Genomic DNA, 26,175 nt, shown 5'->3' with positions numbered 1-26,175 from the left:
TCCTGCTTTTGGGGAGAGGGGATCGCGAAGGCGCTGCGCGCCCCCGTACCCTCATCCGCCCCTTCGGGGCACCTTCTCCCGAGGGGAGAAGGGAATATGCCACGGAATTTTTTATGAGCCGCAAACAAGCCTTCCAGTTCCTCGACCTGCCCCGGCAGATGCCGCAGCGCATCCCGGTGGAGCTGCGTACGTCCGGCGACTGGAACGAGCTGTACGGCAAGTTCGACAAGGCCGACGCGCAGTATCAGGCCGGGCGTTGCCTGGATTGCGGCAATCCGTACTGCAGCTGGAAATGCCCGGTGCACAACGCGATCCCGCAGTGGCTGCAGCTGGTGCAGGAGAACCGCATCGAGGAAGCCGCGGCGCTGTGCCACAGCACCAATCCGCTGCCGGAAGTGTGCGGCCGGGTGTGCCCGCAGGACCGCCTGTGCGAAGGCAGCTGCACGCTGGAGGAATTCGGCGCGGTCACCATCGGCGCGGTGGAGAAGTACATCGTCGATACCGCGCTCAGCAACGGCTGGCGCCCGGACCTGAGCCAGGTCCAGGCCACCGGCAAGCGCGTGGCGGTGATCGGCGCCGGCCCGGCCGGGCTCAGCTGCGCCGACCGCCTGGTCCGCGCCGGCATCCATGCCGTGGTCTACGACCGCTATGAGCAGATCGGCGGCCTGCTGCAGTTCGGCATCCCCAGCTTCAAGCTCGACAAGAGCGTGATCGGCAAGCGCCGCGAGGTGCTCGAAGGCATGGGCGTGGAGTTCCGCCTGGGTGTAGAGATCGGCCGCGACGTCAGCCTGGAGCAGTTGCTCGGCGAATACGATGCGGTGTTCCTCGGCACCGGTGCCTACCGCTACACCGACGGCGGCCTGACCGGCCAGGATCTGCCCGGCGTGCTGCCGGCGCTGCCGTTCCTGGTGCAGAACAGTCGCATCGTCAGCGGCAACGATCCCTGGGGCCGGCCGATCGCCGGCTGGGAAGACAAGATTGCGCTGCCGGACCTGAGCGGCAAGCGCGTGGTGGTGCTCGGCGGCGGCGACACCGGCATGGACTGCGTGCGCAGCGCGATCCGCCTGGGCGCGGCCAAGGTCACCTGCGCCTATCGCCGCGACGAAGCCAACATGCCCGGCTCGGCGCGCGAAGTGGCCAACGCGCGCGAGGAAGGCGTGCGCTTCCTGTTCAATCGCCAACCGCTGGCGGTGGAAGCCGATGCCAGCGGCAAGCTGGCCGGCGTGCGCGTGGTGCAGACCCGCCTGGGCGAACCCGATGCGCGCGGCCGCCAGGCCGCGGTGCCGGTCGAGGGCAGCGAATCGCTGCTGGACGCGGACGTGGTGATCATCGCCTTCGGCTTCTCGCCGAGCGTGCCGGAATGGCTGGCCGCGCAGGGCGTGGAAGGCACCGCAAATGGCCGCATCCTGGCCGGCGGCAGCGACCCCGATGGCAGCGGCCGCCTGCCGTACCAGACCACCAACCCGAAGCTGTTCGCCGGCGGCGACGCGGTGCGCGGCGCGGACCTGGTGGTGACGGCGGTGGCCGAAGGCCGCGACGCAGCCGCCAGCATCGCCGAATGGATCGGCAACCGCCTGCCGGTGACCACCCAGGCCGCGGCCTGAGCGAGCTCTACCGCATCCAGGCAACGGCGTTGCATGCCCGGCGGCGAGCGGGTGGGCAGCGGGTTTGCGGATTGACCGCAATACAGCGGCATTCGCCCATGGGAACAGCGTCCGTCGAACTCAGCGGCGCCCGCATGGTCGGGTCGGGGCTGAAGCCCCTCCCACAAGTGCCCCCATCAGGCACCCCAGCCCCCTGTAGGAGCGGCTTCAGCCGCGACGAGCGAAGTCGGAAAACCATGCCGCTCGGCAATTGTCAGGGCTGAAATCCCCTTCCACACACAAGCGCACTCACCGGGCGCAGAAGATCCCCTGTGGGAGCGACTTCAGTCGCGACGAGCGGAGTCGGAACCCGCCTGGTTTCGGCTACCTGTCGGGGCTGAAGCCCCTCCTACAAGTGCACCCTACAGGCACCGCAGCCCCCTGTAGGAGCGGCTTCAGCCGCGACGAGCGGAGCCGGAGACCCTGCGGCTCGGCCATCTGTGAGGGCTGAATTCTCATCTCACAAGTGCACTCACCGGGCGCAGAAGATCCCTGTGGGAGCGACTTCAGTCGCGACGAGCGAAGTCGAAACCCGCTTGGTTTCGGCTATCTGTCGGGGCTGAAGCCCCTCCTACAAAAGCGCCAGTGAGCGGGCTGCGGCGCCCACGCAGGCAACCCGGACCACACCAACCACCCATGCGCCACAGAACGGCGATCGCCCCTGAATCACCACGCGCGCAACACCGTTTTTCGCGCGAGTGAATGAGGCGCTAACGCACGAGCGCCTAGGCTGGCCGCGCGGGTGCGATCCGCGCACCCTTGCACCGCCGGCTGCTTCCCCCCGATGGCAAAACGGCATCCTCCCCTCCCCCAAGGACGCTCCCCCATGTCGCTTTCCTCTCTCTGGTCGTCGCGGTTGCGCCCCGTCGCGCCCGCCGTGTTCCTGCTCGCCGCCGCCTTCAGCGTGTCCGCCCAGGACGGCAAGAGCGTGCTCAAGTACGCCGGCGTCAACCTGTCCGGCGCCGAATTCAATTCCGGCAAGAAGCCGGGCACGCTGTACAAGGACTACACCTATCCGGGTCCGGCGGACTACAGCTACTTCGCCGGCAAGGGCATGAACATCGTGCGCCTGCCGTTCCTGTGGGAACGCCTGCAGCCCACCGCCAAAGGCGAGTTCGATCCGGCGCAGCTGGCGCAGATCAAGAAGGCGGTGGCGCAGGCCAAGGCCAACCACCTGCATCTGATCCTGGACCCGCACAACTACGCCAAGTACAACGGCGCGCTGATCGGCAGCGACGGTGCGCCGGCCGAGGTGTTCGCCGACCTGTGGCGGCGCCTGGCGACCGAATTCAAGGACGACGACACGGTGATCTTCGGCCTGATGAACGAGCCCAACGCGGTGTCCTCCACCGACTGGGCCGCGGCCGCGCAAGCGGCGATCAACGCCATTCGCAAGACCGGCGCCAAGAACCTGGTGCTGGTCCCCGGCACCGCCTACACCGGCGCGCACAGCTGGCGCAGCACCTACTACGGCACCTCCAACGCAGTGGCGCTGCAGCCGCTGACCGATCCGGGCAACCGCATCGCCTTCGAAGCGCACCAGTACTTCGACAAGGACAACAGCGGCACCAAGGGCGAATGCGTCAGCGCCACCGCCGGCGCCGAGAAACTGGCCGGCTTCGTCAGCTGGTTGCGCGAGAACAAGAAGGTCGGCTTCATCGGCGAATTCGCCACCGCCGATACCCCCGTCTGCAACCAGGCCCTGGAAGGCCTGCTCAGCTACATCGAGCAGAACAACGACGTGATCGTCGGCTGGACCTGGTGGGCGGCCGGCGCGTGGTGGAAGAACGACTATCCGTTCAACGTGCAACCGAACAAGGACGGCAGCGACAAGCCGCAGATGTCGATCCTGTCCAAGCACGCGCACAAGGTGACCGGAAAGTAGTCGCGCAGGCGCGCCGGGCGATCGTCCGGCGCGCCGTTGCGAAAGAAGCGCAGAAGCTCTCGGACAACATCGCGTACGTACGCCGCCGCATGCATTGCGGCGGCGATGGCCGACAGAGAACCAGTGCGTGTTGGCCATGCCAAGCCCTGCACAGATCCGCGCATGCACGCATGCCGGTCGTAGTGGCGGAAGCGGGAATGCATTACGGTGCGAGCAAGCACACCGTTTGTCATCAGCTCGGCCAGCCCACCATCCGCCTGGCCGAGTCTCCCCCCGCTGATGCAGAAGGAGGCTCCCCATGGTCCATTCGTCGCCGTGCCTGCGCGCACTGCGCCTGGCACTGTTGTTGTCCCTGCTCGCCGTGCTGCCGCCATTGCACGCGCAAGGCGTGCTGAAATTCGCCGGCGTCAATCTGTCCGGCGCGGAGATCAGCTCCAGCAAGAAGCCCGGCGTGGTCAACGTCGACTACTTCTATCCGCGCGATGCCGATTACGCCTATTTCGCCGGCAAGGGCATGAACATCGTGCGCCTGCCGGTGTTGTGGGAACGCCTGCAGCCCACGCCGCAGGGCCGGCTGGACGCCGCTCAGCTGGCGTTGATCAAGGCCGCGGCCAAGCAGGCCAAAGCACAGCGCATGCACCTGATCGTGGACATCCACAACTACGCCAGCTACTACGGCAACAAGATCGGCAGCGCGAACGTGCCGATCAAGACCTTCAGCGATCTGTGGCAACGCCTGGCGCTGGAGTTCAAGGACGACAACGCCGTGGTCTTCGGCCTGATGAACGAGCCGAACAACATCGCACCCGGGCTGTGGGCGTCTGCCGCGCAGGCGGCGGTCGATGCGATCCGCGTCACCGGCGCGCGCAATCTGATCCTGGTGCCGGGCGCGCTGTGGAGCGGCGCGCACAGCTGGTATTCGACCGTCGGCGGCGAATCCAATGCCACCGCGCTGGCGTCGCTGTACGACCCGCTGCGGCGCAGCGCAATCGAGGTGCACCAGTATCTGGACATCGATTCCAGCGGCACCAGCGCCACGTGCGTGAGCGGCAGCATCGGTGCCGAACGCCTGGTCGGCTTCACCGACTGGCTGCGCAAGACCGGACACATCGGCTTCCTGGGCGAGTTCGGCGCCGCCGACAATGCCGTTTGCCGGCAGGCGCTGGACGGCATGCTCGGCTACATCGAACAGCACCGCGCGGTGTGGCTGGGCTGGAGCTATTGGGCCGGGGGCGCCTGGTGGAACGCGAACTATCCATTCAACGTGCAACCCGGCGCGGACGGCCGCGACAAACCGCAGATGTCGATCCTGTCGCCCAGGGCGAAGCGCATCGCGCGCTGACATAGCGTTTCCTGCGAGAGAGAACATCGCAGCGCAGCCGAGCGAGGCCTGAGCGTCGGCGACGGCGTGCGTCTTACCGACACGCCGACGCTACGCACGCGCACCGCTGGCATGCCGATTGCAACGGATGGGGACAGCCCGCGCCACACACCTGGTGCGCGGCGGCGCCCATTCGCTCTTCCCCCCACGAAGAAGGCAATCCCATGCAACGCCATCCCAACCTCCCCACTCCCTCACGCTGGCTGCTGCACGCAGCGCTGTGCCTGCTGCTGGCCACCAGTACGTCCACCGCGCTCGCCCAGAACGGCGCGCACTACGCCGGCCTCAACTTGGCCGGCGCAGAATTCAATTCGGCCAAGAAACCGGGCGTGGTCTTCAAGGACTACCTGTATCCGCGCGACAGCGACTACGCCTACGTCGCCGCGCAAGGCATGAACATCGTGCGCCTGCCGTTCCTGTGGGAACGCCTGCAGCCCACCGCCAACGGCGAGCTGGACGCCGCCCAGCTCGGCTATCTGCATACCGCGGTGAGCCGTGCCAAGAGCCACAACCTGCGCGTGATCCTGGACCTGCACAACTACGCCAAGTACAACGGCGCGCGGATCGGCAGCGACGGCACGCCCGCCAGCGTGCTGGCCGACCTGTGGCGGCGTCTGGCGATCGTGTTCGGCAACGACGACGCGGTGATCTTCGGGCTGATGAACGAGCCCAACGGCATCTCCTCCGGCGACTGGACCGCCGCCGCGCAACTGGCGATCGATGCGATCCGCGGCACCGGCGCCTACAACCTGATCATGGTGCCGGGCACCGCGTACACCGGCGCGCACAGCTGGAACAGCACCTGGTACGGCGTGTCCAACGCGACATCCCTGGTGTCGATCGAGGACCCCGTCGAAAACCTGGTGTTCGAGGTCCACCAGTACCTGGACCAGGACTACAGCGGCACCAGCGCCGACTGCGTCAGCGCCACGATCGGCTCGGAAAAACTGCAGGGCTTTACCCAGTGGCTGCGCGCCAACGGCTACAAGGGCTTCCTCGGCGAATTCGGCGCCAGCGGCAACGCCACCTGCATGGCCGCGCTCGACGACATGCTCGGCTACGTGCACGACAACGCCGACGTGTGGCTGGGCTGGACCGCCTGGGCCGCCGGCGCCTGGTGGAAAACCGATTACGCGTTCAACCTGCAACCCAACCAGGACGGCAGCGACAAGCCGCAGATGCGCGTGCTGACGGCGCGGGCGCGGGAGATCGTTCAGTAGCCGGGATCGGGGATTGGGGATGTCGGGATTGGTGGAGCGCGGGGCGGGTGGGTTTGGCGGTGTGGACCTGCGCTCGGTGGCGACAACGGGCGATTGAGTCCATACCGCGATCCGGCGCAGACTGTCGTTCCACTTCCGCACGGATCGACATATGCGCCTGGGCCTGGCCGCCAACCGACTGCACCACCAGGGCAAGGACGCCGCCCTGTTCCGCTGGCTGCGCGCCTGCGAGGCCGGCATCCGCGAACTGCAGCTCGGCCTGCACGCGGTCGGCCGCACCCACGAGGCGATCGCGCGCGCCGGCTGGCTGACGGGCTACACGGAACTCAAGCGCTATCCGTTCGGCCGAGAAGGCGGGCTGATGAAACTGGTCGCCGAAGTGGTAGGCCTGGAAGGCGCCGAACGCACCCTCGACGGTGCGATCTACTTCATCGATCCGGTCGATCCCTCGTCGATCTTTCCCGAAGCCATCGCGCTCAAGCGCCAATGCGTGATCCACGGCAAGCCCTTCATCTCCACCGTGGCCAGCGCCCGCGACTGGATCGAGATGGAGCGCGTGCACGCCGGGCTGGCGGCCGACGCCGGCGCCGACGACCTGCACGCGCTGGAACGTCACACCCTGGCGCTGATCGCGCACGATGCGATGAAGCCGCAGATGCTGGCCTTCGCCAGCGAACATTTCGACCTGCTGTCGCGCTTCGCCGAGCGCGTGGCCACCGGCACCACCGGCCAGCGCCTCAACGAACTGGCCTGGAGCCGCGGCTGGCCGCAGGGCCAGGACTGGGTGCATCGCTACCAGAGCGGGCCGATGGGCGGCGATGCGCAGATCGCCGACCGCGTGCTGGAACGGCGCTGCCAACGCGCGATCTTCTTCGAGGATCCGCACGTGGCGCGCCAGCACGAGGCCGACATCCAGCTGCTGGAGCGCGCGGTGACCACGGTGACCGACAGCGCGGTCTGCATCACCTCGCCCTTGGTCGCCGCTCGCTGGGCGCAGGCAGCGGCGAAGCGGGCGCTGCCGTCGGCCTGAGCGACGCTGCGAGCGTTTCTCCAGGCCATTCGCTCCCTGTAGGAGCGACTTCAGTCGCGACGCGCATTACCGAGAAACATGCCCGTCGCGATTTTGGCGCGAAGCCATCTGCAGTCGCTCCCAACTAGTGTCCTAGTGTCGTCTCCAATTCGAATGCTCCCGGCGGTTTCCGGACGCCGCCAGACTGGGCCGGACGCACGGTTCCAGAAAGGGACCAGCTGTGCCGCGCTGGGTTCTGCCATTCGAAGTGAAATTATTCAAGCGCATTTTTCATCGCACTGGCCTGGCCGCTTCTTCGTGCCCCCTCGCTTCGCTCTCGATCACACGCGATAGCAGCAGGCCTGCGCAGGCTGGATGACGCGCCTGCATGCTCCGTTCCCCCCGCTAGGCCGCCGCAGCCGGCAACGTCAGCCCTAGCCGCGAAAAGATACGCACTCGCGATCGCCACACTTCATGTGCCCCGCACACATCGCGTGACCGCGCTCACAGTCACTGCCATGTCACGCCTGTCGCCAACACTGCCGCCTGTCCAGATCCTGGGGGGATCCGATGTCGCGTTTCATCTTGCACCTGCTGTTGCTGGGTGCCGCAGTGCTGTGCTCCATTCCGTCCGCCGCCGCGCAGCAGGCCGAACGCCTGCGCGTGCATGGCTCCAACAGTGTCGGCGCGCAGCTGATGCCGGCACTGGTCGAATCCTGGTTGCACAGCATCGGCTATCGGCAGATCCAGCGCCGCCGTGTCGATGCGGCAACGCTGGAAATCTCCGCACTGCGCGACGACGCACCGCTGGTAGTGGAGATAGGCAGCGCCGGTTCGGCCGCCGGCTTCGCTGACCTGGTCCGCGGCGACGCCGAGCTGGCGATGCTGGCGCGGGTTCCCGATGCGCGCGAACGCGATGCCGCCTGGCAGCTTGGCGACCTGGCCTCGCCGGACCAGAACTTCGTCCTCGCCCTGGACGGCGCGCGCGTGCTGGTAGCCGCCGACAATCCGCTGGCCTCGCTCAGCGTCGCGCAATTGCGCGACATCCTCAGCGGGCGACTGACGCGCTGGTCGCAACTCGGTGGCGCCGATCTGCCGATCGAAGTGCAGCGCAATGCGGAGCACAGCGGATTGGGAGATTTCCTGCGCGAACGCCTGCCGCTGCCGGCAACCGCACGGGCCGCCTCGCAACACATCCATCCCAGCCTGGCCGAAGCGGCACAGGCCGTGGCCGGACACCCGGAGGCGCTGGCGATCATCGCGCTGACCACGCCGCTACCGGCCGGCACCCGTGCGCTCGCCATCGCCGACGGCGGCATCGCCGTGCTGCCCACGCCGGCCAGCATCCGTGGCGAGGACTATCCGCTGGTGCAGCGCTACAGCCTGTACGGCGGGCAGATGATGTCGGCACTCGGCCGCAGCCTGGCGCTGTATGCGGTCGGCGCGCAGGCGCAGCAGGTCGTGCGCCGGATCGGGCCGATCCCGATGAGCATCGCGTCCGATCCAACCCAAACGGCTCAGGCAGGCCCCGACACACGTCAGACCGATGCCTACCTGCAGGCCGGCGCCGGTGGGCAGCGCCTGACCACGACCCTGCGTTTCAGCCTGCAGTCGTTGAACTCGATGTTCGAGGCGCGCAGCGCGCAGGACCTGGATCGCTTGATCGCCTACATGCAGCAGCCGGCCATGCGCGGCCGCGCCTTGGGCGTCATCGGCTTCGCCACGCCGGATACGGCCAACCGCCTGTATCCGACCATCGCCAGCAACGACCGCGCCGACGTAGTCGCGGCCTATCTGTCCCAGCGCGGCATCGTGGTCAAACGCGCGCGTGGACTGGGCGCGGCACGTCCCCTGGTCGGCGGCGAGGATGCGGCGGCCAAGGCGCGCAACGAGCGGGTCGAGATCTGGCTGCTGGATGCCGGGCGCTGACCGCTACGGCACAAGCTGAACGCAGCGCCCGCATATTCACTCGCTGCAGAACTCCCGGTTGGGAGCATGACGATTCTGGTCAAACGGAGAACGTCATGAACGACACCAACAAGATCCTGTCGCGGCCGCTGCTGGCGATGTCGCTTTCGCTCGCGCTGGCCGTCGGCAGTGCCCATGCACAAGCACCGGCGCCGGCCGGCCCGGCACTGACCCAGGCGCAGGTAAAGGCCCTGCTGAGCGAGCAGGGTTACACCAAGCTGGACAAGCTGAAATTCGAAGACGGCCTCTGGAAGACCGAAGCCACCAGCGGCGACGGCAAGCGCGGCGATGTGCGGGTCGGCGCACGTGGCGGTCGCATTTACGCGGAAGGTGTGCCGTCGAAGCTGAGCGAAGCGGAGGTGCGTGCGGCATTGACGACGGCGGGTTACACGCAGGTACACGACGTGAAGTACGACGACGGTTTGTGGCAAGCGCAGGCGCACAGCGCGGCGGGCGAGCGGATGGAGGTGTACGCGGACCCGACGGATGGGAGCGTAGTGAGCGCGGAGCGCGACTGAGGTGTTGCTTTTTTGCGCCCAATAAAAAATCCCCGTCCTTGTGGGACGGGGATTTGGGGTAAAGCCCCTGGCGATGACCTACTCTCGCATGGCTTGAGCCACACTACCATCGGCGCAGCTGCGTTTCACTTCCGAGTTCGGGATGGGATCGGGTGGTTCCACAGCGCTAATTTCACCAGGGAGACGGTTGGAGTGTCGCCGATCATCGGTCGCTTCATGGACCTGCATTGAGCAGGATTAGAAGGGACGGCAGATGGCGCCAGCCTCTCATAGGGTGTGACGTAGCGAGCATTTGGATAGCTATCGACGTGTTGTCGCGCTAAGGGTTGCTTTTTGAGGAAGCAACTTGAGGTTATATGGTCAAGCCGCACGGATCATTAGTATCAGTTAGCTCAATGCATTGCTGCACTTACACACCTGACCTATCAACCACGTAGTCTACATGGTTCCTTAAGGGGGCTTGTGCCCCGGGAAGTCTCATCTTGAGGCGCGCTTCCCGCTTAGATGCTTTCAGCGGTTATCGCTTCCGAACATAGCTACCCGGCAATGCCACTGGCGTGACAACCGGAACACCAGAGGTTCGTCCACTCCGGTCCTCTCGTACTAGGAGCAGCCCCTCTCAAACTTCCAACGCCCATGGCAGATAGGGACCGAACTGTCTCACGACGTTCTGAACCCAGCTCGCGTACCACTTTAAATGGCGAACAGCCATACCCTTGGGACCGACTACAGCCCCAGGATGTGATGAGCCGACATCGAGGTGCCAAACACCGCCGTCGATATGAACTCTTGGGCGGTATCAGCCTGTTATCCCCGGAGTACCTTTTATCCGTTGAGCGATGGCCCTTCCATACAGAACCACCGGATCACTAAGACCTACTTTCGTACCTGCTTGATCCGTCGATCTTGCAGTCAAGCACGCTTATGCCTTTGCACACAGTGCGCGATGTCCGACCGCGCTGAGCGTACCTTCGTGCTCCTCCGTTACTCTTTAGGAGGAGACCGCCCCAGTCAAACTACCCACCATACACGGTCCCCGATCCGGATTACGGACCTAGGTTAGAACGTCAAGCACGACAGGGTGGTATTTCAAGGATGGCTCCACTGCAGCTAGCGCCACAGTTTCATAGCCTCCCACCTATCCTACACAGACGAACTCAACGTTCAGTGTAAAGCTATAGTAAAGGTTCACGGGGTCTTTCCGTCTTGCCACGGGAACGCTGCATCTTCACAGCGATTTCAATTTCACTGAGTCTCGGGTGGAGACAGCGCCGCTGTCGTTACGCCATTCGTGCAGGTCGGAACTTACCCGACAAGGAATTTCGCTACCTTAGGACCGTTATAGTTACGGCCGCCGTTTACTGGGGCTTCGATCAAGAGCTTCGCCTTGCGGCTGACCCCATCAATTAACCTTCCAGCACCGGGCAGGCGTCACACCCTATACGTCCACTTTCGTGTTTGCAGAGTGCTGTGTTTTTGATAAACAGTCGCAGCGGCCTGGTTTCTGCGACCCTCTTCAGCTATAGCTCGCATGAGCCACCAAAAAGGGTGCACCTTCTCCCGAAGTTACGGTGCCATGTTGCCTAGTTCCTTCACCCGAGTTCTCTCAAGCGCCTGAGAATTCTCATCCTACCCACCTGTGTCGGTTTACGGTACGGTCTGCGTAAGCTGAAGCTTAGGAGCTTTTCCTGGAAGCGTGGTATCAGTGACTTCGTCTAAAAGACTCGTCTCGGTGCTCGGTCTTAAAGGATCCCGGATTTGCCAAAGATCCAAACCTACCGCCTTTCCCCGGGACAACCAACGCCCGGTACACCTAACCTTCTCCGTCCCTCCATCGCACTTACGCGAGGTGCAGGAATATTAACCTGCTTCCCATCGACTACGGCTTTCGCCCTCGCCTTAGGGGCCGACTCACCCTGCGCCGATTAACGTTGCGCAAGGAAACCTTGGGCTTTCGGCGTGCGGGTTTTTCACCCGCATTATCGTTACTCATGTCAGCATTCGCACTTCCGATACCTCCAGCAGACTTCTCAATCCACCTTCAACGGCTTACGGAACGCTCCTCTACCGCGCATCGCTTATCGCGATGCACCCCAAGCTTCGGTTCACTGCTTAGCCCCGTTAAATCTTCCGCGCAGACCGACTCGACCAGTGAGCTATTACGCTTTCTTTAAAGGGTGGCTGCTTCTAAGCCAACCTCCTGGCTGTCTGTGCCTTTCCACATCGTTTTCCACTTAGCAGTGAATTTGGGACCTTAGCTGTGGGTCTGGGTTGTTTCCCTTTTCACGACGGACGTTAGCACCCGCCGTGTGTCTCCCGGATAGTACGTACTGGTATTCGGAGTTTGCAATGGTTTGGTAAGTCGCGATGACCCCCTAGCCATAACAGTGCTCTACCCCCAGCAGTATTCGTCCGAGGCGCTACCTAAATAGCTTTCGAGGAGAACCAGCTATCTCCGGGTTCGATTAGCTTTTCACTCCTAATCACACCTCATCCCCTACCTTTGCAACGGGAGTGGGTTCGGGCCTCCAGTCAGTGTTACCTGACCTTCACCCTGGGCATGACTAGATCACCCGGTTTCGGGTCTACTGCCCGCGACTATGCGCCCTTATCAGACTCGGTTTCCCTTCGCCTCCCCTATACGGTTAAGCTTGCCACGAACAGTAAGTCGCTGACCCATTATACAAAAGGTACGCAGTCACTCTTGCGAGCTCCTACTGCTTGTACGCACACGGTTTCAGGATCTATTTCACTCCCCTCTCCGGGGTTCTTTTCGCCTTTCCCTCACGGTACTGGTTCACTATCGGTCGGTCAGGAGTATTTAGCCTTGGAGGATGGTCCCCCCATATTCAGACAGGGTTTCACGTGCCCCGCCCTACTCGTCTTCACTGGAATGGCCCTTTTAAATACAGGGCTATCACCTTCTATGGCCAACCTTTCCAGGTTGTTTTTCTAGAACCATACCAGCTTAAGGGCTAGTCCCCGTTCGCTCGTCACTACTTAGGGAATCTCGGTTGATTTCTTTTCCTCCGGTTACTTAGATATTTCAGTTCACCGGGTTCGCTTCCAGCAGCTATGTATTCACTGCAGGATACTGCCGAAGCAGTGGGTTTCCCCATTCGGACATTGCCGGATCAAAGCTTGTTGCCAGCTCCCCGACACTTTTCGCAGGCTGCCACGTCCTTCATCGCCTCTGACCGCCAAGGCATCCACCGTGTGCGCTTATTCGCTTGACCATATAACCTGAAGTTGCCTCCAAGCTATGCTGAGTCCGGGGGTACAAAGCCCGGACGCGAACTATAACGACTCAATTTCTAGGGACTCGAGGTCCCCGCCTTAGCCACAACGACACGTCAAGATAGTTTGATCTCAAACGCTCGCTACGTCACAAATTTTAAAAGAACATACCCCAGCCTCAATGCTGGCGCATCTTAAATTCTTAGTGTGCTTATACATTCAGAGTGGTGGGTCTGGGAGGACTCGAACCACCGACCTCACCCTTATCAGGGGTGCGCTCTAACCACCTGAGCTACAGACCCAAAGTCTTTGCTCCTGCAGTTCCCCTAGACAGTCCGCACATGGATGTGCGGGCGTTTGCAGAGGGATCTGCAAATCTGGTGGAGCCAGTCGGGATCGAACCGACGACCCCCTGCTTGCAAAGCAGGTGCTCTCCCAGCTGAGCTATGGCCCCGAAATCGGGGTGCCCCGCCCTGTGGCGGAACTCTCTGAATGCAGGTTACTTGTGAGGACGCCTGTAGGCGTAGTTGTCTTGCTCAAAAGGAGGTGATCCAGCCGCACCTTCCGATACGGCTACCTTGTTACGACTTCACCCCAGTCATCGGCCACACCGTGGCAAGCGCCCTCCCGAAGGTTAAGCTACCTGCTTCTGGTGCAACAAACTCCCATGGTGTGACGGGCGGTGTGTACAAGGCCCGGGAACGTATTCACCGCAGCAATGCTGATCTGCGATTACTAGCGATTCCGACTTCATGGAGTCGAGTTGCAGACTCCAATCCGGACTGAGATTAGGTTTCTGGGATTGGCTTACTCTCGCGAGTTTGCAGCCCTCTGTCCTAACCATTGTAGTACGTGTGTAGCCCTGGTCGTAAGGGCCATGATGACTTGACGTCATCCCCACCTTCCTCCGGTTTGTCACCGGCGGTCTCCTTAGAGTTCCCACCATTACGTGCTGGCAACTAAGGACAAGGGTTGCGCTCGTTGCGGGACTTAACCCAACATCTCACGACACGAGCTGACGACAGCCATGCAGCACCTGTCTCACGGTTCCCGAAGGCACCAATCCATCTCTGGAAAGTTCCGTGGATGTCAAGACCAGGTAAGGTTCTTCGCGTTGCATCGAATTAAACCACATACTCCACCGCTTGTGCGGGCCCCCGTCAATTCCTTTGAGTTTCAGTCTTGCGACCGTACTCCCCAGGCGGCGAACTTAACGCGTTAGCTTCGATACTGCGTGCCAAGTTGCACCCAACATCCAGTTCGCATCGTTTAGGGCGTGGACTACCAGGGTATCTAATCCTGTTTGCTCCCCACGCTTTCGTGCCTCAGTGTCAGTGTTGGTCCAGATGGCCGCCTTCGCCACAGATGTTCCTCCCGATCTCTACGCATTTCACTGCTACACCGGGAATTCCGCCATCCTCTACCACACTCTAGTTGCCCAGTATCCACTGCAATTCCCAGGTTGAGCCCAGGGCTTTCACAACGGACTTAAACAACCACCTACGCACGCTTTACGCCCAGTAATTCCGAGTAACGCTTGCACCCTTCGTATTACCGCGGCTGCTGGCACGAAGTTAGCCGGTGCTTATTCTTTGGGTACCGTCAGAACAATCGGGTATTAACCGACTGCTTTTCTTTCCCAACAAAAGGGCTTTACAACCCGAAGGCCTTCTTCACCCACGCGGCATGGCTGGATCAGGCTTGCGCCCATTGTCCAATATTCCCCACTGCTGCCTCCCGTAGGAGTCTGGACCGTGTCTCAGTTCCAGTGTGGCTGATCATCCTCTCAGACCAGCTACGGATCGTCGCCTTGGTGGGCCTTTACCCCGCCAACTAGCTAATCCGACATCGGCTCATCTATCCGCGCGAAGCCCGAAGGTCCTCCGCTTTCACCCTAAGGTCGTATGCGGTATTAGCGTAAGTTTCCCTACGTTATCCCCCACGAAAAGGTAGATTCCGATGTATTCCTCACCCGTCCGCCACTCGCCACCCATGGTATTGCTACCACTGTGCTGCCGTTCGACTTGCATGTGTTAGGCCTGCCGCCAGCGTTCACTCTGAGCCAGGATCAAACTCTTCACTTAAAATTACAGACCCGAAGGTCAATACTTTGAATATGCAGAGTTCAAACCAAGCTTACGTATCGCTTGCTTAGCAATTGATTTGTTGCTCTTGATTCGAACGTCTGCAAGATGGACATACTTCCACCTGCAGGCGCCCTCACAAGTTACCTGCGCACACTGTCAAAGAACTTTGGGGCCGGCCTCAGCGCCTTTCCCGTTTCACCGCGACGTTTCCGTCGTAGCGAGCCGCCCATTATAGCGGACTTTTTCTTTCCGTCAACACCTCGTTTCGGAGGTTTCGACGCCGGCTTCGCTTCAAACCCGAAGGCTTTCCGCTGAACCGAGCCGCCCATCATAGCGGCTTTTTTGTTGCCGTCAATACCCTGATTTATCAGGAGGTTGACGCCGCTTCTTGATGAGGACCCGGAGGTCTTTTCGTTGAAGCGAGCCGGCCATATTAGCCGTTTTTTTCACGCCGTCAACACCCGATGTTCGCTAGGTGTTTCCGGCCCCGCGTCGCTTCCGTCGAGCCGAAGATCGGCATCTGCGTAGCGGGCCGCGCAGTCTACCGGGCCAGGAAAAAACGTCAACCGCTTTCTTGCGCTCGGTGTGTCTGCGGCCATCGCAGGCGCTTCCCGGCAGCGATCCCATTAGTAGAACGCGCACGCGCCGCGTCCGCGCGCGGCGGCGGCCGCCTCACGCCAGTGCTGCCGTTGGCGGCGCGCTTGGCCGAGAATGCGGGTTCACCCCCGCAGGATCTCGCAATGCCCTCCACTGCCGGACGCTCCCTATGGCGCGACGCCTCGCTGCCGGCGCTGGTCGCCGGCTTCGTCACTGTCCTGGTCGGCTTCGCCAGTTCGGCGGTGATCGTGTTTCAGGCCGCGCGCACGCTGGGCGCCTCGCAGGCGGAGATCGCCTCGTGGATGTGGGCGCTGGGGCTGGGCATGGGCATCACCTGCATCGGCCTGTCGCTGCGCTACCGGATGCCGGTGGTGACGGCCTGGTCCACGCCCGGCGCGGCGATGCTGATCAGCAGCGGGGGCGGCTTGCCGCTGTCCGATGCGATCGGCGCGTTCGTGGTGGCGGCGCTGCTCGGCACGGCGGCGGGATTCTCCGGCGTCTTCGAGCGGATGATCCGGCGCATCCCGGTGTCACTGGCCTCGGCGATGCTGGCCGGGGTGCTGCTGCGCTTCGGCCTGGACGTGTTCGTGGCGATGCAGAGCCGGCTGGGCATGGCACTGGCGATGTTCGCGGTCTATCTGCTGGGGCGCCGCGCGTTCCCGCGCTACGCGGTGATCGCGACGCTGGCGGTGGGCATCGCGATCGCCGCCGGCAGCGGCACGTTGCATCTGGAAACCGCGCAGCTGAGCCTGGCGCGACCGGTATTCGTGTGGCCGACGCTGTCGTGGCAGGCGCTGTTCGGCATCGCCTTGCCGTTGTTCGTGGTGACGATGGCCTCGCAGAACCTGCCTGGGGTAGCGGTGATCCGCGCCTCCGGCTATGCGGTGCCGATCTCGCCGACGATCGGCTGGATCGGCGTGGTCAATACGCTGCTGGCGCCGTTCGGGGCCTATGGGCTGAACCTGGCGGCGATCACCGCGGCGATCTGCATGGGCCGCGAAGCGCAGGAAGATCCGCAGCGGCGCTACATGGCCGCGGTGTTCGCCGGCCTGTTCTACCTGCTGATCGGCCTGTTCGGCGCGACCGTGGCCGCGCTGTTCGCCGCGTTCCCGAAGGAACTGGTGATGGCGATCGCCGGTATCGCACTGTTCGGCACCATCGGCAACAGCCTGGCGATGGCGCTGAAGGACGAGGGCGAACGCGAACCGGCGCTGATCACCTTCCTGGTCACCGCCTCGGGGCTGTCGCTGTTCGGCATCGGTGCCGCGTTCTGGGGCCTGCTGGCCGGTGCGGCGACGTCGCTGCTGTGGCGGCGCACGCGCTGAAGGTGCGCCGCCACGGATTCGCTCAGCGCGGATCGCGCAACTGCAGCAGCCAGTGCGTGGAAACGCCGGACGGGCTGGGCAAGGGTTCGAAATCGAATTGGCGATGTACTGGTGCGGCGGCTTCGATGCGCAGCGGCAAGGTCACGTAGGCGGCGCGTCCCTGGCGCAGCAAGGTGGCGATGCGCTGGGTTTCCACCGGCGCGGCGTCGGTGGCGTACAGCTGGTCCAGTTCGCAGCCGATCAGCTCGGCGACCTCGCGTTGGTACAGCACGGCGAAGGCCTCGTTGACGAACGCCAGCCGGTTGGGCCGGCCGTCACTGCCGCGCTCGATGATCGCCACCGGTTCGCGCAGCCGCGACAGCGAGGCCTCCAGCAGCGCGAAATCCTGCTGGAAGCGCTTGCGCTCCATCAGCTCGATCAGCACCCGCAGGCTGCGCGCCGACTCCAGGCTCAGCGGCGACCATGGCCGCGCGCGGCCGCGCACGGTTTCCTGCCACAGGTCGAAGCTCTTGCGCGGCGACAGGCGCGAGTTGGGAATGTCCTGCAGCTTGGACAGCTGCGGGTTGCCGGCCCAGTTGACCGTGCGCACCTGCTCGCGCCGCGTCCACAGCAGCGCGCTGCGCGCCTGCGGCATCAGCGGTACGAAGATGAAGCCGGCGGCCAGCGGCGCCAGGTCGGCCAGCTCCGGGAAGGTCGCGCCGATCTGCTCGGTATGCAGCGCGCCGACCGCGTCGTGGCGCAGCGCCTCGTGGTGGCTGGCTTCGATCTGCTCGCGGATCCGCGCAAGCTCGGCGGCGCTCGGCACCATGCCGTGGCGGGTGACGTGGTCGCCGTGGAACACCGCCACGCCGTCGGCATCGACCACGTCGAGCAGGTGCGAGGCCATGTCGTCGAGCATGTCCCCGGTCAGCGTCTCGGCTTCGTTGAAGTTGGTGATCAGCTTCTCGCGCACGGTCAGCAGCACCGTTTCCACGCGCGCGCGCGACACCGCGGTCAGCGCGCCGATGCGCCCGGCCAGGGCGCGGCTGACCGCGTCGGTGACGTCGCGCATCTCGTGGTTGCAGAAGTACGGGCGGTAGTGGTGGCAGGCGATCAGCCCCCACAGCGCATCGTTGACCACGATCGAGGCCACCAGGGTGGCGGTGACGCCCATGTTGGCCAGGTATTCCAGGTGCACCGGGGAGACGCTGCGCAGGCTGACGTCACTCAGGTCCACCGGCGCGTGCAGCCGCGGATGCAGGGTCGGCTGGATCGGCGAGGGGATGTAGCCGACATTGGCGATCTGGCGCACGCGGTTGCGCAGGTACAGGGTGCGCGCCTGCGCCGGGATGTCGCTGGCCGGATAGTGCAGGCCGAGATAGGACTCCAGCTCGGGCGTGCGCGCTTCGGCCACGACGTCGCCGTTCCACTCGTCGTCGAAGCGGTAGATCATCACCCGGTCGTAGCCGATCAGCGTGCGCAGGCTCTTAGCCGCACGCTGGCAGGCTTCGTCGATGCTGCTGTCGGTCTCGAGCCGGCGCAGCAACGGCAAGGCCTCGCGCAAGGTGGCGTCGGCGAGCGGCGCATCGCGCGGCTCCAGTTCCAGCAGCCATTGCTCGGGGTACAGATGCCAGGCGCCGACCCAGCGCTGGCGCGGGGCGGTGGTGCGGCGCGGGAAACCGACGTCGACGTACGCGAGCTGGGTGCGTTCGGAGGCGTCCGCCGACATGCGTGGTTCCTGCAGCGTCAACAGCGTGTCGTAGCGCTGTCCGAGCAATTCCTCCAGCGGCACGCCGAGCAGGTCGGCGGCGCTGGTGCTGGCCTGCACGATGCGGCCGTCGCCGGGTTCGATCACCAGCAGCGCGCCGTGCGGCTGGATGGATCCGGGAATATGGATCGGCTCGCGCGCGCAGGCGTCCATGTCCAAGGGCGCGGCGGTCTCGCTCATGCGACGGTCTCCAGGGCGAAGTGGGTGTGGAAGTGCGCGAACATCGCGCGTGCGCCAGCGACCGCGGCCTGCCGCGATTGCGGCGTCGGCAGGGCCTGCTCCAGGCGTTGCTGGAAACGCCGCCAGCAGGCCGGATCGGCATGGCCGAGTTCGAAATAGCTCAGTGCCGAGGCGGCGTCGGGCAGGCTCTGCCGCAGCTGCCGGGCGATCAGGCGCCCGCCCAGGCGCGAGCCTTCGACCACGTACAGCATGCCCCAGCGGCTGCCGGCGTCGGGCGCTGGCGGCGCGGGTGCCGGCAGTGGCGGCGTGGCCTGCAGTGCGGCCAGATCCTGCTCCAGCAGCGGACTGCGCGGCTGATAGCTCCAGGCGGCATCGCCGCTGGCGTGCAGCCAGGCCGACTCGCGCTGCTCCCAGCCGGCCAGCGCGGCGTGATGGCGGCGCAGCACCTGGACGTAGTCGGGCACGGATAGGGAATCGCGCATCAGCGCGCGCATCGCCGGCAATTGTTCGACGGCCAGATGCTGTTGCGCAGTGGCTTCGCGCAACAGGCGCGAGGCGATGAGGGGCACGGCGGAACCGTCGGGGGGCGACATCATGGAGGGCGTGCGGTCTACAGCAGCCGAACCGGCCGCGACGGCGGAGAGGCCGCACAGCGTAGCATCGTGGATGCAGCGCACCCGGCGCTGCGGCGGCCGCACCGCACGCCGCGACGGCTGAAAGCTGAGCAGTTCATCCGCCGCCAACGGCACCACGCCAGCCATGCGCGCAACGGTCCGCCGCAGCGCGGTTCGGCGTGCTAAGCGGTGGCGCTGTCGGGCACGCGCGCACGGCGCCAGGCCACGACCCAGCCGGCGGCCAGCAACAGCGCGGCCAGCAGCCACGGCGCGCCGGGCAGGTGTGCCGGTGCGTGCTTGCCGATGAACAGCGCGAACACCCAGGTGTACAGCAGCGGCCCGACGATCCCGGCCAGACTGACCAGGCTCATCAGCGCGCCCTGCACGCGGCCTTGCGCATCGGCGCCGACGTGGCGGGTGACGATGGCCTGCGCGGACGGCGACGCCACCGCCCACAGCGCGCTCACCGGCACCCCGAGCAGGAACATCGCGCCGCTGCCGGCGACGCTGTAGATGGCGAAGCCGGCCACGCCGCAACCCAGCCCGAACAGCAGCGCCCCACGTTCGCCCAGCCGCCGCACCACGCGCGCGACCAACAAGGCATTGACCACGATGCTGCACACCCCGACCAGCGCCAGCACCCAGCTGACCTGCTTCGGTCCCCACTGGTACTGGTACTCGGCGAACAGCACGAAGACGCTCGGATACACGTAGTGCGCCAGGTTGGCCAGGAAGATCACCGCGGCCAGCGCGAACACCTGCGGATAGCTGCGCAGCAGCCGCAGCGCGCCGAACGGATTGGCGTGCTTCCAGTCCAGGCGCGGGGTGCGCCGCTCCGGCGCCAGCGATTCGGGCAGCACCCACAGGCCGTACAGGAAATTGAGCAGCGCCAGCGCCGCGGCAAACCAGAACGGCGCGCGCAGGTGGTAGCTGCCGAGCCAGCCGCCGAGCAGCGGCCCGATCACGAAGCCGAGCCCGAACGCGGCGCCGATCATGCCGTAGGCCTGGGCGCGCTTGTCCGGCGTGGTGATGTCGGCGATGTAGGCGTTGGCGGTGGTGAAGCTGGCCGAGAACACGCCCGACACCACCCGCGCCAGCAGCAGCAACGGTAGGCTCTGCGCCAGCGCCATCACCACGAAATCCACGCCCAGTCCCAAGCACGAGGCCAGGATCACCGGGCGCCGGCCGTAGCGGTCGGACAGCGCGCCCTGCAGCGGCGAGCTGACGAACTGCAGCGCGGCGAACAGGAAGCCGAACCAGCCGACCCACTTCGCCGCGGCAGCGAAATCGCCGCCGGTGAAGCCGCGCACCAGCCCCGGCAGCACCGGAATGATGACGCCGAAGGCCAGCACGTCGATCAGCAGGGTGATGAAGATGAAGACCAGGGCAGCGCGGCGCGTGCGCGCGGCAGGGGGCGAGGAATGCACGGCATGGTCTCCCGATGGAGGCGGCAGTGTAAGCGGCAGGCGTGAGGTTTCGGGCGGGCGGCGGGGGTGGAGGGGCGATAGGGGAGCGGTTGGCGGTCCGCCGCCAGCGCCCTGGGCGGGGTCATGGCCCAGGGCGCGCTACGCCAGGCGATACGCCGTGGTCATTCCCGCGCGCAGGAGCGGCTTCGTCATCCCGGCATCGATGGCCAGCGGCGTCGGCTTGATCCGGAAATCGGCCGCACACCGGCTGTCGCGTCAGCGCCCGGCCCGAATCCCATCCAGCACAGTGGACACCAGGGTGTCGTGGCCGTCGGCATCGTCGGCTTTCGAGGTGATGCGGATGAGCGCCAAGGCAGTGCCCGAGCCCGCGAACAGCATGGTCACGCGCATGGGAATGCCATCGAAACTGGCGATCGCGTCCACTCGGCGCAGGCCCAAGCCCTCGATGGCGATGGATGTTTCACCCAACCGTCGATACTGCTGCCACCTTGCCTGCTGCTGTTCCATGAAGCTGGCCACGACACCATCCAGGAACGTTGCGTCGTTGTCCTGGACGCGCACACCGTCTGGCATCGGTTCCTCCTCGCTGGCGAGGATCATCTGTTGCCGCGCACGGTTTGAGTAGGCCATGGCGGTGACGCCCGCAGCCCCGTTCTGGGGTGGCTCGGGGGGCAGCGCCATGCCGACGAAACCGGGCGGCACGTCAAACTTGATTTTTCCGTTCAGCAGCGACGCATGTTCCTGCTGCGTCGCGTTGCCCGGACTGTCGGCCGCCGTTCGCACCGATGCACTTGCGCACAGTGGCGATCCGGCAATGGCCAGCGCCAGGAAGGCAGATCTGAGGAATGTGGAAGCCATGCGGGTGTGCGTTCCTTGGGTTGGTTTCATTGATCGCGTCAGTACGTCGCGTCGATGTGTCGACTGGAGTCACACCGTCGTCGCCGCCAGTGAACACCGCGTCCGCCGGCATCTGCGCAGGTGCGAGCGCGGCGGCGAGGTTCGGTCCCGACATCGCGTCGGTAGCGCGCGTCGGGACTGACGTCCCTCCCACAGGGATCGCGCGGGCCTGACGCCGGTCGATCCGCCTGGTGCAGGTCGCTCACGCCGTTGCGGCTTGGGGCGCGAGGCCGCCCCGCCGCCACGGCCTATCCGGCGCGAACGCCTGCGCAAGCGCGCGCCGTCACAGCGGCGCGACCGCGATGGTCTGCTGCAGCACGTGCTGCGCGCCCGCGGCCAGTTCGATGACCTCGGGGCCGGCGTTGGCCGCTTCCAGGCACACGAACTGGCGCCAGTGGGCGCCGACGTCGGCCATCTTCTGTGCGCCGGCTTCGCCTGGGTTCCAGGCCACCAGGGTGCGGCTGCCGGCGGTGGCGATCTCGATGCGGCGCTGCAGGCCCGGGTCGAGCAGCGTGTAGCGGCCGCCGGCGCCGGTGTAGATGCGGTCGCTGCGGCCCGGATCGCGCGGGTCCTGCAGGCTCCAGTCGCCTTGCTGGCGGTGCGGCGTGGCGTAGTTTTCGAACTTGTCCAGGTAGTCGAGCCCGTCCAGGCCCTGCACCCGCACCTGGGTGGCGTCGGCGACGTGGAAATAGTTGTGCAGCGCCTGGGTGAAGCGCGCCGGTTCGCGGCCGACGTTGTCGGTGATCAGGCGCTGCTCCAGGGTCGCGCCGATGCGCAGCTGCATGCGCAGGCGCAGCGGCAGGTCGTCGAAGTCGGGCGGCGCCAGGGTCAGCAGCATGCTGCCGTCGGCCTCGCGGCGCGCGTCCTGCAGCTGCCACGGCACGGTGCGCACGAAACCGTGCGCCGGCACGTCGGCGCTCTGGTCCTGGCGGCCGAAGTACGGCCAGCACACCGGGGTGCCGCCGCGGATCGGTGTGGGCGTGGGCTGTGCGCTCGGCGACAACCACATCACCTCGGTGCCGCCCTTGGGCACGAACGACAGCAGCTGGCCGCCGAACAGGCTGATCGCGGCGGTGGAGTGCGGGGTCTCCACCAGCAGCGAGGGGTAGCCGTGGAAATCGCCTGTGCTCAGGCCGGGGATCTCGGACATGGGGGTGATGCTCCGTGGCGCGGGGGATTGGACGAAGGCCGGGTAGCGCGCCGGCATGCGGAAGGCGGTGGCGGGCTTGCCGCCGAACGGCCTGGATGGCGCGGGTGCTGGCGTTGGCGTGGTCGGTGCAGCAGGCGCAGTGGCGGGTGCGCCGGGCGCCTCACGACGCAGCGCGTCGAGGATGCGTTGCCCGGCGCGACCGTCGGCCGGCTGCAGGCCCAGGCGCAGCTGCTCGGCCTGGATCGCGCGGCGGCTGGCGCTGCCGATCATGCCGTCGGCCTGGCCGATGTCGTGGCCGCGCGCCAGCAGCAAGGTCTGCAGTTCGCGCCGCTCGGGACGGCCCAGGCCGGGATCGTCGGTGGGCCAGGCGGTGGCCAGGCCGGGCTTGCCGCGCAGTTGGTCGGACAGCAGCGCGATCGCCAGCGCATAGCTTTCGGCGGCGTTGTAGGCGTAGATCGCGTCGTAATTGCGGAACACCAGGAACGCCGGGCCCTTCGTGCCGGCCGGAATCAGCACCGCGGCCGGCGTCTGCGGCGCCAGCGTGGGCAACTCGAGCGCGCTGCCGTCGATGGCGGTCACGCCGCGCGTGCGCCAGTCGGACAGCGGCCGGCGCTGGGTGCGCCCGGCCAGGGCCGGGTCGAACCCGGCCGGCAATTTGACCTCCATGCCCCACGGCTGCCCGCTCTGCCAGCCGGCCAGCTTCAGGTAGTTGGCGGTGGAGGCCAGCGCATCGGGAATGCTGGCGACCAGGTCGCGGCGGCCGTCGCCATCGCCGTCCACGGCGACGCGGGCATAGGTGCTGGGCATGAACTGGGTGTGCCCGAACGCGCCGGCCCAGGAGCCGCTCAGGCCGTCGGGCTGCAGGTCGCCGGCCTGCAGCAGTTTCAGCAGCGCGAACAGTTCGCCGCGGAAGAACGGCTGGCGGCGGCCGTTGCACGACAGGGTCAGCAGCGACACCAGCAGCGGCCGCTTGCCGGAAACACGGCCGTAGTCGCTCTCCACGCCCCATACCGCGACCACCGTCTGCGCGTCCACGCCGTACTGCTGCGCCACCCGCGCGATCAGGTCGCGGTGCGTGGTCAGCATCGCGCGGCCGTCGGCGACGCGCTGGGTGTCCACCAGCCCGGCCAGGTAATCCCAGATCGGCGTGGTGAATTCGGGCTGCGCGTCGAGCAACGGCAGCACGCTCATGTCCGGCTGCACGCCGGCGGTGAAGCGGTCGAACGCGGTGGCGGCCACGCCGGTCTTGGCGGCGGCGGTGCGCAGCGTGGACAGGCAACCGACGAACGCGGGGTCCGGCGCCACGGGCGGCGCGGGCAGGGTCTGCGCGGCGGCGCAGGGCGCGGCCAGTAGCAGGGCCCAGGCGAAACGCATCATCGGAATTCCTCGCCAACAGCAGGCCGGACATCATAAACAACCGTGGGGAATGGCTGCTCACGTGCGCTTTTGTAGGAGCGGCTTCAGCCGCGACGGGCTTCACCGATAGATCCTGTCGCGGCTGAAGCCGCTCCTACAGGGGTCCCGCGCCGGCTCAGTGCACGGCGACCACGCGGTTGCGGCCACCGCTCTTGGCCGTGTACAGCGCCTCGTCGGCGCGCTGCACCAGGCCGTTGGCGTCGTCGCCAGGGCGCAGCTGGACCACGCCGATGCTCACCGTCGGCTGCAGCTCGGGAAAGGCCAGCGCGGCCTGCGTGCAGAAGCGTTCGCGGATGCGTTCGGCGATCGGCGTGGCCTGCGCCGCGTCGATGCCGGGCAGCGCGATCACGAATTCCTCGCCGCCATAGCGGCCGATCAGGTCGTCGCCGCGCAGTTCCTCGCGCAGCGCCTGGGCCAGCGCGCGCAGGCCGTCGTCGCCGGCGCGGTGGCCGTAGCGGTCGTTGAGCCGCTTGAAGTGGTCCACGTCCAGGAACATCAGCGCCAACGGTCGCCGCCGGCGCCGGGCGACCTGCTTCAGCGCGGTCAGGCGCTCGTGCCAGGCGCGGCGGTTGAGCAGGCCGGTCAGCGGATCCAGGTCGGCCAGCTGGCGCGCCTGGTCGCGGTCGCGGCGCAGCGAGGTGCTGCGCTCGGCCAGGCCCAGCGACAGCACCAGCGCCTCGAACGCGCCGGCGGCCAGTGCCGCCTCTTCGCTCCACGTCCAGTGCGCCGCCATGCCGAAGCCCTGCAGGCTGCTGAGCGCGGTGACCAGCAGCAGCGGCGTCCAGCCGAGCAGGAACAGCCCGGCATAGCGCGAGCCGCGCCACGCCGCCGCCACGGCGATGCCGATCAGCAGCGGCCCGCCGAGGATCAGCAGCGGGTTGACCAGCGCCCGGCCGAGCGCGTCCAGCCACGGCAGCGGCAGCAGCGCCGGCAATCCGATCAACGCCACCAGCAGCGCATAGCCGCGCAGCCAGCGCCGCGCGCGCGGCAGGTACTGCGCCAGGTCGGCGAAGCGTTCCAGGAACAGCACCGCGGCGACGATCGACGTGGTGACGCCCAGGCGCCCCCAGAACCGTGCGGCCTGGCCGATCGCCTCCAGCCCCAGCGGATGCACCACGTAGCCGGTTTCCAGCGCCATCACCAGGCCATAGCTCAGCACGTAGACGGCGTAATACAGGAACGTCGCCTCGCGCAGGCGCCAGGCGAACACCAGCGCCATCGCCGCCATGCTCAGCATGATCGCGAAGCTCAGGCTGGCGACCACCAGCCAGCGGCTGTCCTGGCGCAGGTAGTCGGACTCGCTGCGCAAATGGAAGCGCAGCGACGCGGCCATGACCCCGTGCTGGTCCACCCACAGCCGCAGCGGTTGTCCGGCGGCCGGCGCGGCGTCGATGCGGAAGCCGAGCCGGCCGTTGCCGGGCAGCGCCTGCGGGTCGTCGCGCATCAACCCGCGCTGCTGCGGCGCCGCGCCGGCGACCGGCGCCAGCAGGGTGACCCGCTGCAACGCAGGACTGGGCACTTCCAGCACCCACGGCGCCGGCGGCCACGGCCCCTGCGCCGGCCACAGCAGCACCCAGGCGCCGGCATCGCCGCCGTGCAGCTGGGTCATCCGGTTCGGGTCGAAACGCTGCAGGGCGGAATCGGCGCGCGAGGGCGGCACTCCGCGGTCGGCGGCGGCGACCGGGCGCCAGGCGCCTTCCAGCGCCGGCATTGGCGCGGGCGCCGCCACGGCGCCGTGGCAGGCGAGCAGCAGGCAGCAGCACAGCAACGCGCGGCCATGGCTGCGCCAGCGGCGCAACCGGGCGAAGAGCGCGGTGCACAGGAAAGACATCACGGCTGCAGGAACGGCGGACACTGCAACATCATCGGCCAGC

Annotated in this window: 14 protein-coding genes, 2 tRNA genes and 3 rRNA genes; 8 read left to right on the top strand and 11 right to left on the bottom strand. The window is 66.0% G+C overall.

Annotated features, from left to right (window positions below):
• Positions 1-113 precede the first annotated feature (113 nt).
• The 7 genes from HEP74_RS00945 to HEP74_RS00915 all read left to right on the top strand — a co-directional run bounded on the left by HEP74_RS00945 (position 114) and on the right by HEP74_RS00915 (position 9,624).
• Positions 114-1,604 carry a glutamate synthase small subunit GltD family protein gene (locus HEP74_RS00945; protein ID WP_185814794.1) on the top strand — a complete coding sequence of 497 codons (1,491 nt, stop codon included), beginning with the start codon at positions 114-116 and terminating at the stop codon, positions 1,602-1,604.
• An 865-nt stretch (positions 1,605-2,469) separates the two neighbouring features.
• Complete coding sequence (locus HEP74_RS00940) at positions 2,470-3,528, top strand: glycoside hydrolase family 5 protein (RefSeq protein WP_185814793.1); 1,059 nt, start codon at positions 2,470-2,472, stop codon at positions 3,526-3,528.
• A 298-nt stretch (positions 3,529-3,826) separates the two neighbouring features.
• A complete protein-coding gene (locus HEP74_RS00935; protein WP_185814792.1) occupies positions 3,827-4,870 on the top strand; it encodes a glycoside hydrolase family 5 protein in 1,044 nt (347 codons plus the stop codon).
• A 203-nt stretch (positions 4,871-5,073) separates the two neighbouring features.
• Positions 5,074-6,129, top strand: coding sequence for a glycoside hydrolase family 5 protein (locus HEP74_RS00930; RefSeq protein WP_185814791.1), 1,056 nt, complete (start codon positions 5,074-5,076; stop codon positions 6,127-6,129).
• Positions 6,130-6,280: 151 nt separating this feature from the next.
• Positions 6,281-7,159 (top strand): methylglyoxal synthase, encoded by an 879-nt coding sequence (locus HEP74_RS00925; RefSeq protein ID WP_185814790.1) that lies wholly within the window; start codon positions 6,281-6,283, stop codon positions 7,157-7,159.
• Between the two features lie 549 nt (positions 7,160-7,708).
• Positions 7,709-9,067 (top strand): substrate-binding domain-containing protein, encoded by a 1,359-nt coding sequence (locus tag HEP74_RS00920; RefSeq protein ID WP_185814789.1) that lies wholly within the window; start codon positions 7,709-7,711, stop codon positions 9,065-9,067.
• A 95-nt stretch (positions 9,068-9,162) separates the two neighbouring features.
• A complete protein-coding gene (locus HEP74_RS00915; protein ID WP_185814788.1) occupies positions 9,163-9,624 on the top strand; it encodes a PepSY domain-containing protein in 462 nt (153 codons plus the stop codon).
• Between the two features lie 65 nt (positions 9,625-9,689).
• On the opposite strand, the gene rrf is transcribed toward HEP74_RS00915, so the two are convergent.
• The 5 genes from rrf to HEP74_RS00890 form a co-directional block, all read right to left on the bottom strand.
• Positions 9,690-9,804, bottom strand: a 5S ribosomal RNA gene (rrf, locus tag HEP74_RS00910).
• 176 nt (positions 9,805-9,980) lie between these two features.
• A 23S ribosomal RNA gene (locus HEP74_RS00905) occupies positions 9,981-12,860 on the bottom strand.
• A gap of 226 nt (positions 12,861-13,086) precedes the next feature.
• A tRNA-Ile gene (locus HEP74_RS00900) sits at positions 13,087-13,163 on the bottom strand.
• Positions 13,164-13,239: 76 nt separating this feature from the next.
• A tRNA-Ala gene (locus HEP74_RS00895) sits at positions 13,240-13,315 on the bottom strand.
• Between the two features lie 85 nt (positions 13,316-13,400).
• A 16S ribosomal RNA gene (locus HEP74_RS00890) occupies positions 13,401-14,945 on the bottom strand.
• The 16S, 23S and 5S rRNA genes sit together here with 2 tRNA genes alongside, the layout of an rRNA operon.
• 743 nt (positions 14,946-15,688) lie before the next feature.
• Between HEP74_RS00890 and HEP74_RS00885 the strand changes: the two genes are divergently transcribed.
• Positions 15,689-16,870, top strand: coding sequence for a benzoate/H(+) symporter BenE family transporter (locus tag HEP74_RS00885; RefSeq protein WP_185814787.1), 1,182 nt, complete (start codon positions 15,689-15,691; stop codon positions 16,868-16,870).
• A 22-nt stretch (positions 16,871-16,892) separates the two neighbouring features.
• On the opposite strand, the gene bphP is transcribed toward HEP74_RS00885, so the two are convergent.
• The 6 genes from bphP to HEP74_RS00855 all read right to left on the bottom strand — a co-directional run bounded on the left by bphP (position 16,893) and on the right by HEP74_RS00855 (position 26,132).
• Positions 16,893-18,797, bottom strand: coding sequence for a bacteriophytochrome BphP (bphP, locus tag HEP74_RS00880; protein ID WP_185814786.1), 1,905 nt, complete (start codon positions 18,795-18,797; stop codon positions 16,893-16,895).
• The gene (locus HEP74_RS00875; RefSeq protein ID WP_185814785.1) at positions 18,794-19,393 is read right to left on the bottom strand and encodes a biliverdin-producing heme oxygenase; all 600 of its coding nucleotides are present in this window, start codon (positions 19,391-19,393) and stop codon (positions 18,794-18,796) included. The genes bphP and HEP74_RS00875 overlap by 4 nt, the downstream gene beginning before the upstream one ends.
• 200 nt (positions 19,394-19,593) lie before the next feature.
• On the bottom strand, positions 19,594-20,838 hold the full coding sequence (locus tag HEP74_RS00870; RefSeq protein ID WP_255427835.1) for a TCR/Tet family MFS transporter: 1,245 nt from the start codon (positions 20,836-20,838) through the stop codon (positions 19,594-19,596).
• A 255-nt stretch (positions 20,839-21,093) separates the two neighbouring features.
• Positions 21,094-21,696 carry a DcrB/PsbP domain-containing protein gene (locus HEP74_RS00865; RefSeq protein ID WP_185814784.1) on the bottom strand — a complete coding sequence of 201 codons (603 nt, stop codon included), beginning with the start codon at positions 21,694-21,696 and terminating at the stop codon, positions 21,094-21,096.
• A 322-nt stretch (positions 21,697-22,018) separates the two neighbouring features.
• Complete coding sequence (locus tag HEP74_RS00860) at positions 22,019-24,259, bottom strand: lytic murein transglycosylase (RefSeq protein WP_255427995.1); 2,241 nt, start codon at positions 24,257-24,259, stop codon at positions 22,019-22,021.
• Positions 24,260-24,416: 157 nt separating this feature from the next.
• The gene (locus tag HEP74_RS00855) at positions 24,417-26,132 is read right to left on the bottom strand and encodes a GGDEF domain-containing protein (RefSeq protein WP_185814783.1); all 1,716 of its coding nucleotides are present in this window, start codon (positions 26,130-26,132) and stop codon (positions 24,417-24,419) included.
• Positions 26,133-26,175 lie beyond the last annotated feature (43 nt).

It is taken from the genome of Xanthomonas sp. SS (assembly GCF_014236835.1).
In the GTDB taxonomy this organism is placed as follows: domain Bacteria; phylum Pseudomonadota; class Gammaproteobacteria; order Xanthomonadales; family Xanthomonadaceae; genus Xanthomonas_A.
The sequence above is the reverse complement of the archived record's forward strand: the minus strand, read 5'-3'. Positions and strand labels throughout refer to the sequence as shown.

Coding starts and splice junctions, on each gene's coding strand:
- HEP74_RS00945 (WP_185814794.1), top strand. CDS start 114: ATGAGCCGCAAACAAGCCTTCCAGTTCCTCGACCTGCCCCGGCAGATG.
- HEP74_RS00940 (WP_185814793.1), top strand. CDS start 2,470: ATGTCGCTTTCCTCTCTCTGGTCGTCGCGGTTGCGCCCCGTCGCGCCC.
- HEP74_RS00935 (WP_185814792.1), top strand. CDS start 3,827: ATGGTCCATTCGTCGCCGTGCCTGCGCGCACTGCGCCTGGCACTGTTG.
- HEP74_RS00930 (WP_185814791.1), top strand. CDS start 5,074: ATGCAACGCCATCCCAACCTCCCCACTCCCTCACGCTGGCTGCTGCAC.
- HEP74_RS00925 (WP_185814790.1), top strand. CDS start 6,281: ATGCGCCTGGGCCTGGCCGCCAACCGACTGCACCACCAGGGCAAGGAC.
- HEP74_RS00920 (WP_185814789.1), top strand. CDS start 7,709: ATGTCGCGTTTCATCTTGCACCTGCTGTTGCTGGGTGCCGCAGTGCTG.
- HEP74_RS00915 (WP_185814788.1), top strand. CDS start 9,163: ATGAACGACACCAACAAGATCCTGTCGCGGCCGCTGCTGGCGATGTCG.
- HEP74_RS00885 (WP_185814787.1), top strand. CDS start 15,689: ATGCCCTCCACTGCCGGACGCTCCCTATGGCGCGACGCCTCGCTGCCG.
- bphP (WP_185814786.1), bottom strand. CDS start 18,797: ATGAGCGAGACCGCCGCGCCCTTGGACATGGACGCCTGCGCGCGCGAG.
- HEP74_RS00875 (WP_185814785.1), bottom strand. CDS start 19,393: ATGATGTCGCCCCCCGACGGTTCCGCCGTGCCCCTCATCGCCTCGCGC.
- HEP74_RS00865 (WP_185814784.1), bottom strand. CDS start 21,696: ATGGCTTCCACATTCCTCAGATCTGCCTTCCTGGCGCTGGCCATTGCC.
- HEP74_RS00860 (WP_255427995.1), bottom strand. CDS start 24,259: ATGCGTTTCGCCTGGGCCCTGCTACTGGCCGCGCCCTGCGCCGCCGCG.
- HEP74_RS00855 (WP_185814783.1), bottom strand. CDS start 26,132: ATGTCTTTCCTGTGCACCGCGCTCTTCGCCCGGTTGCGCCGCTGGCGC.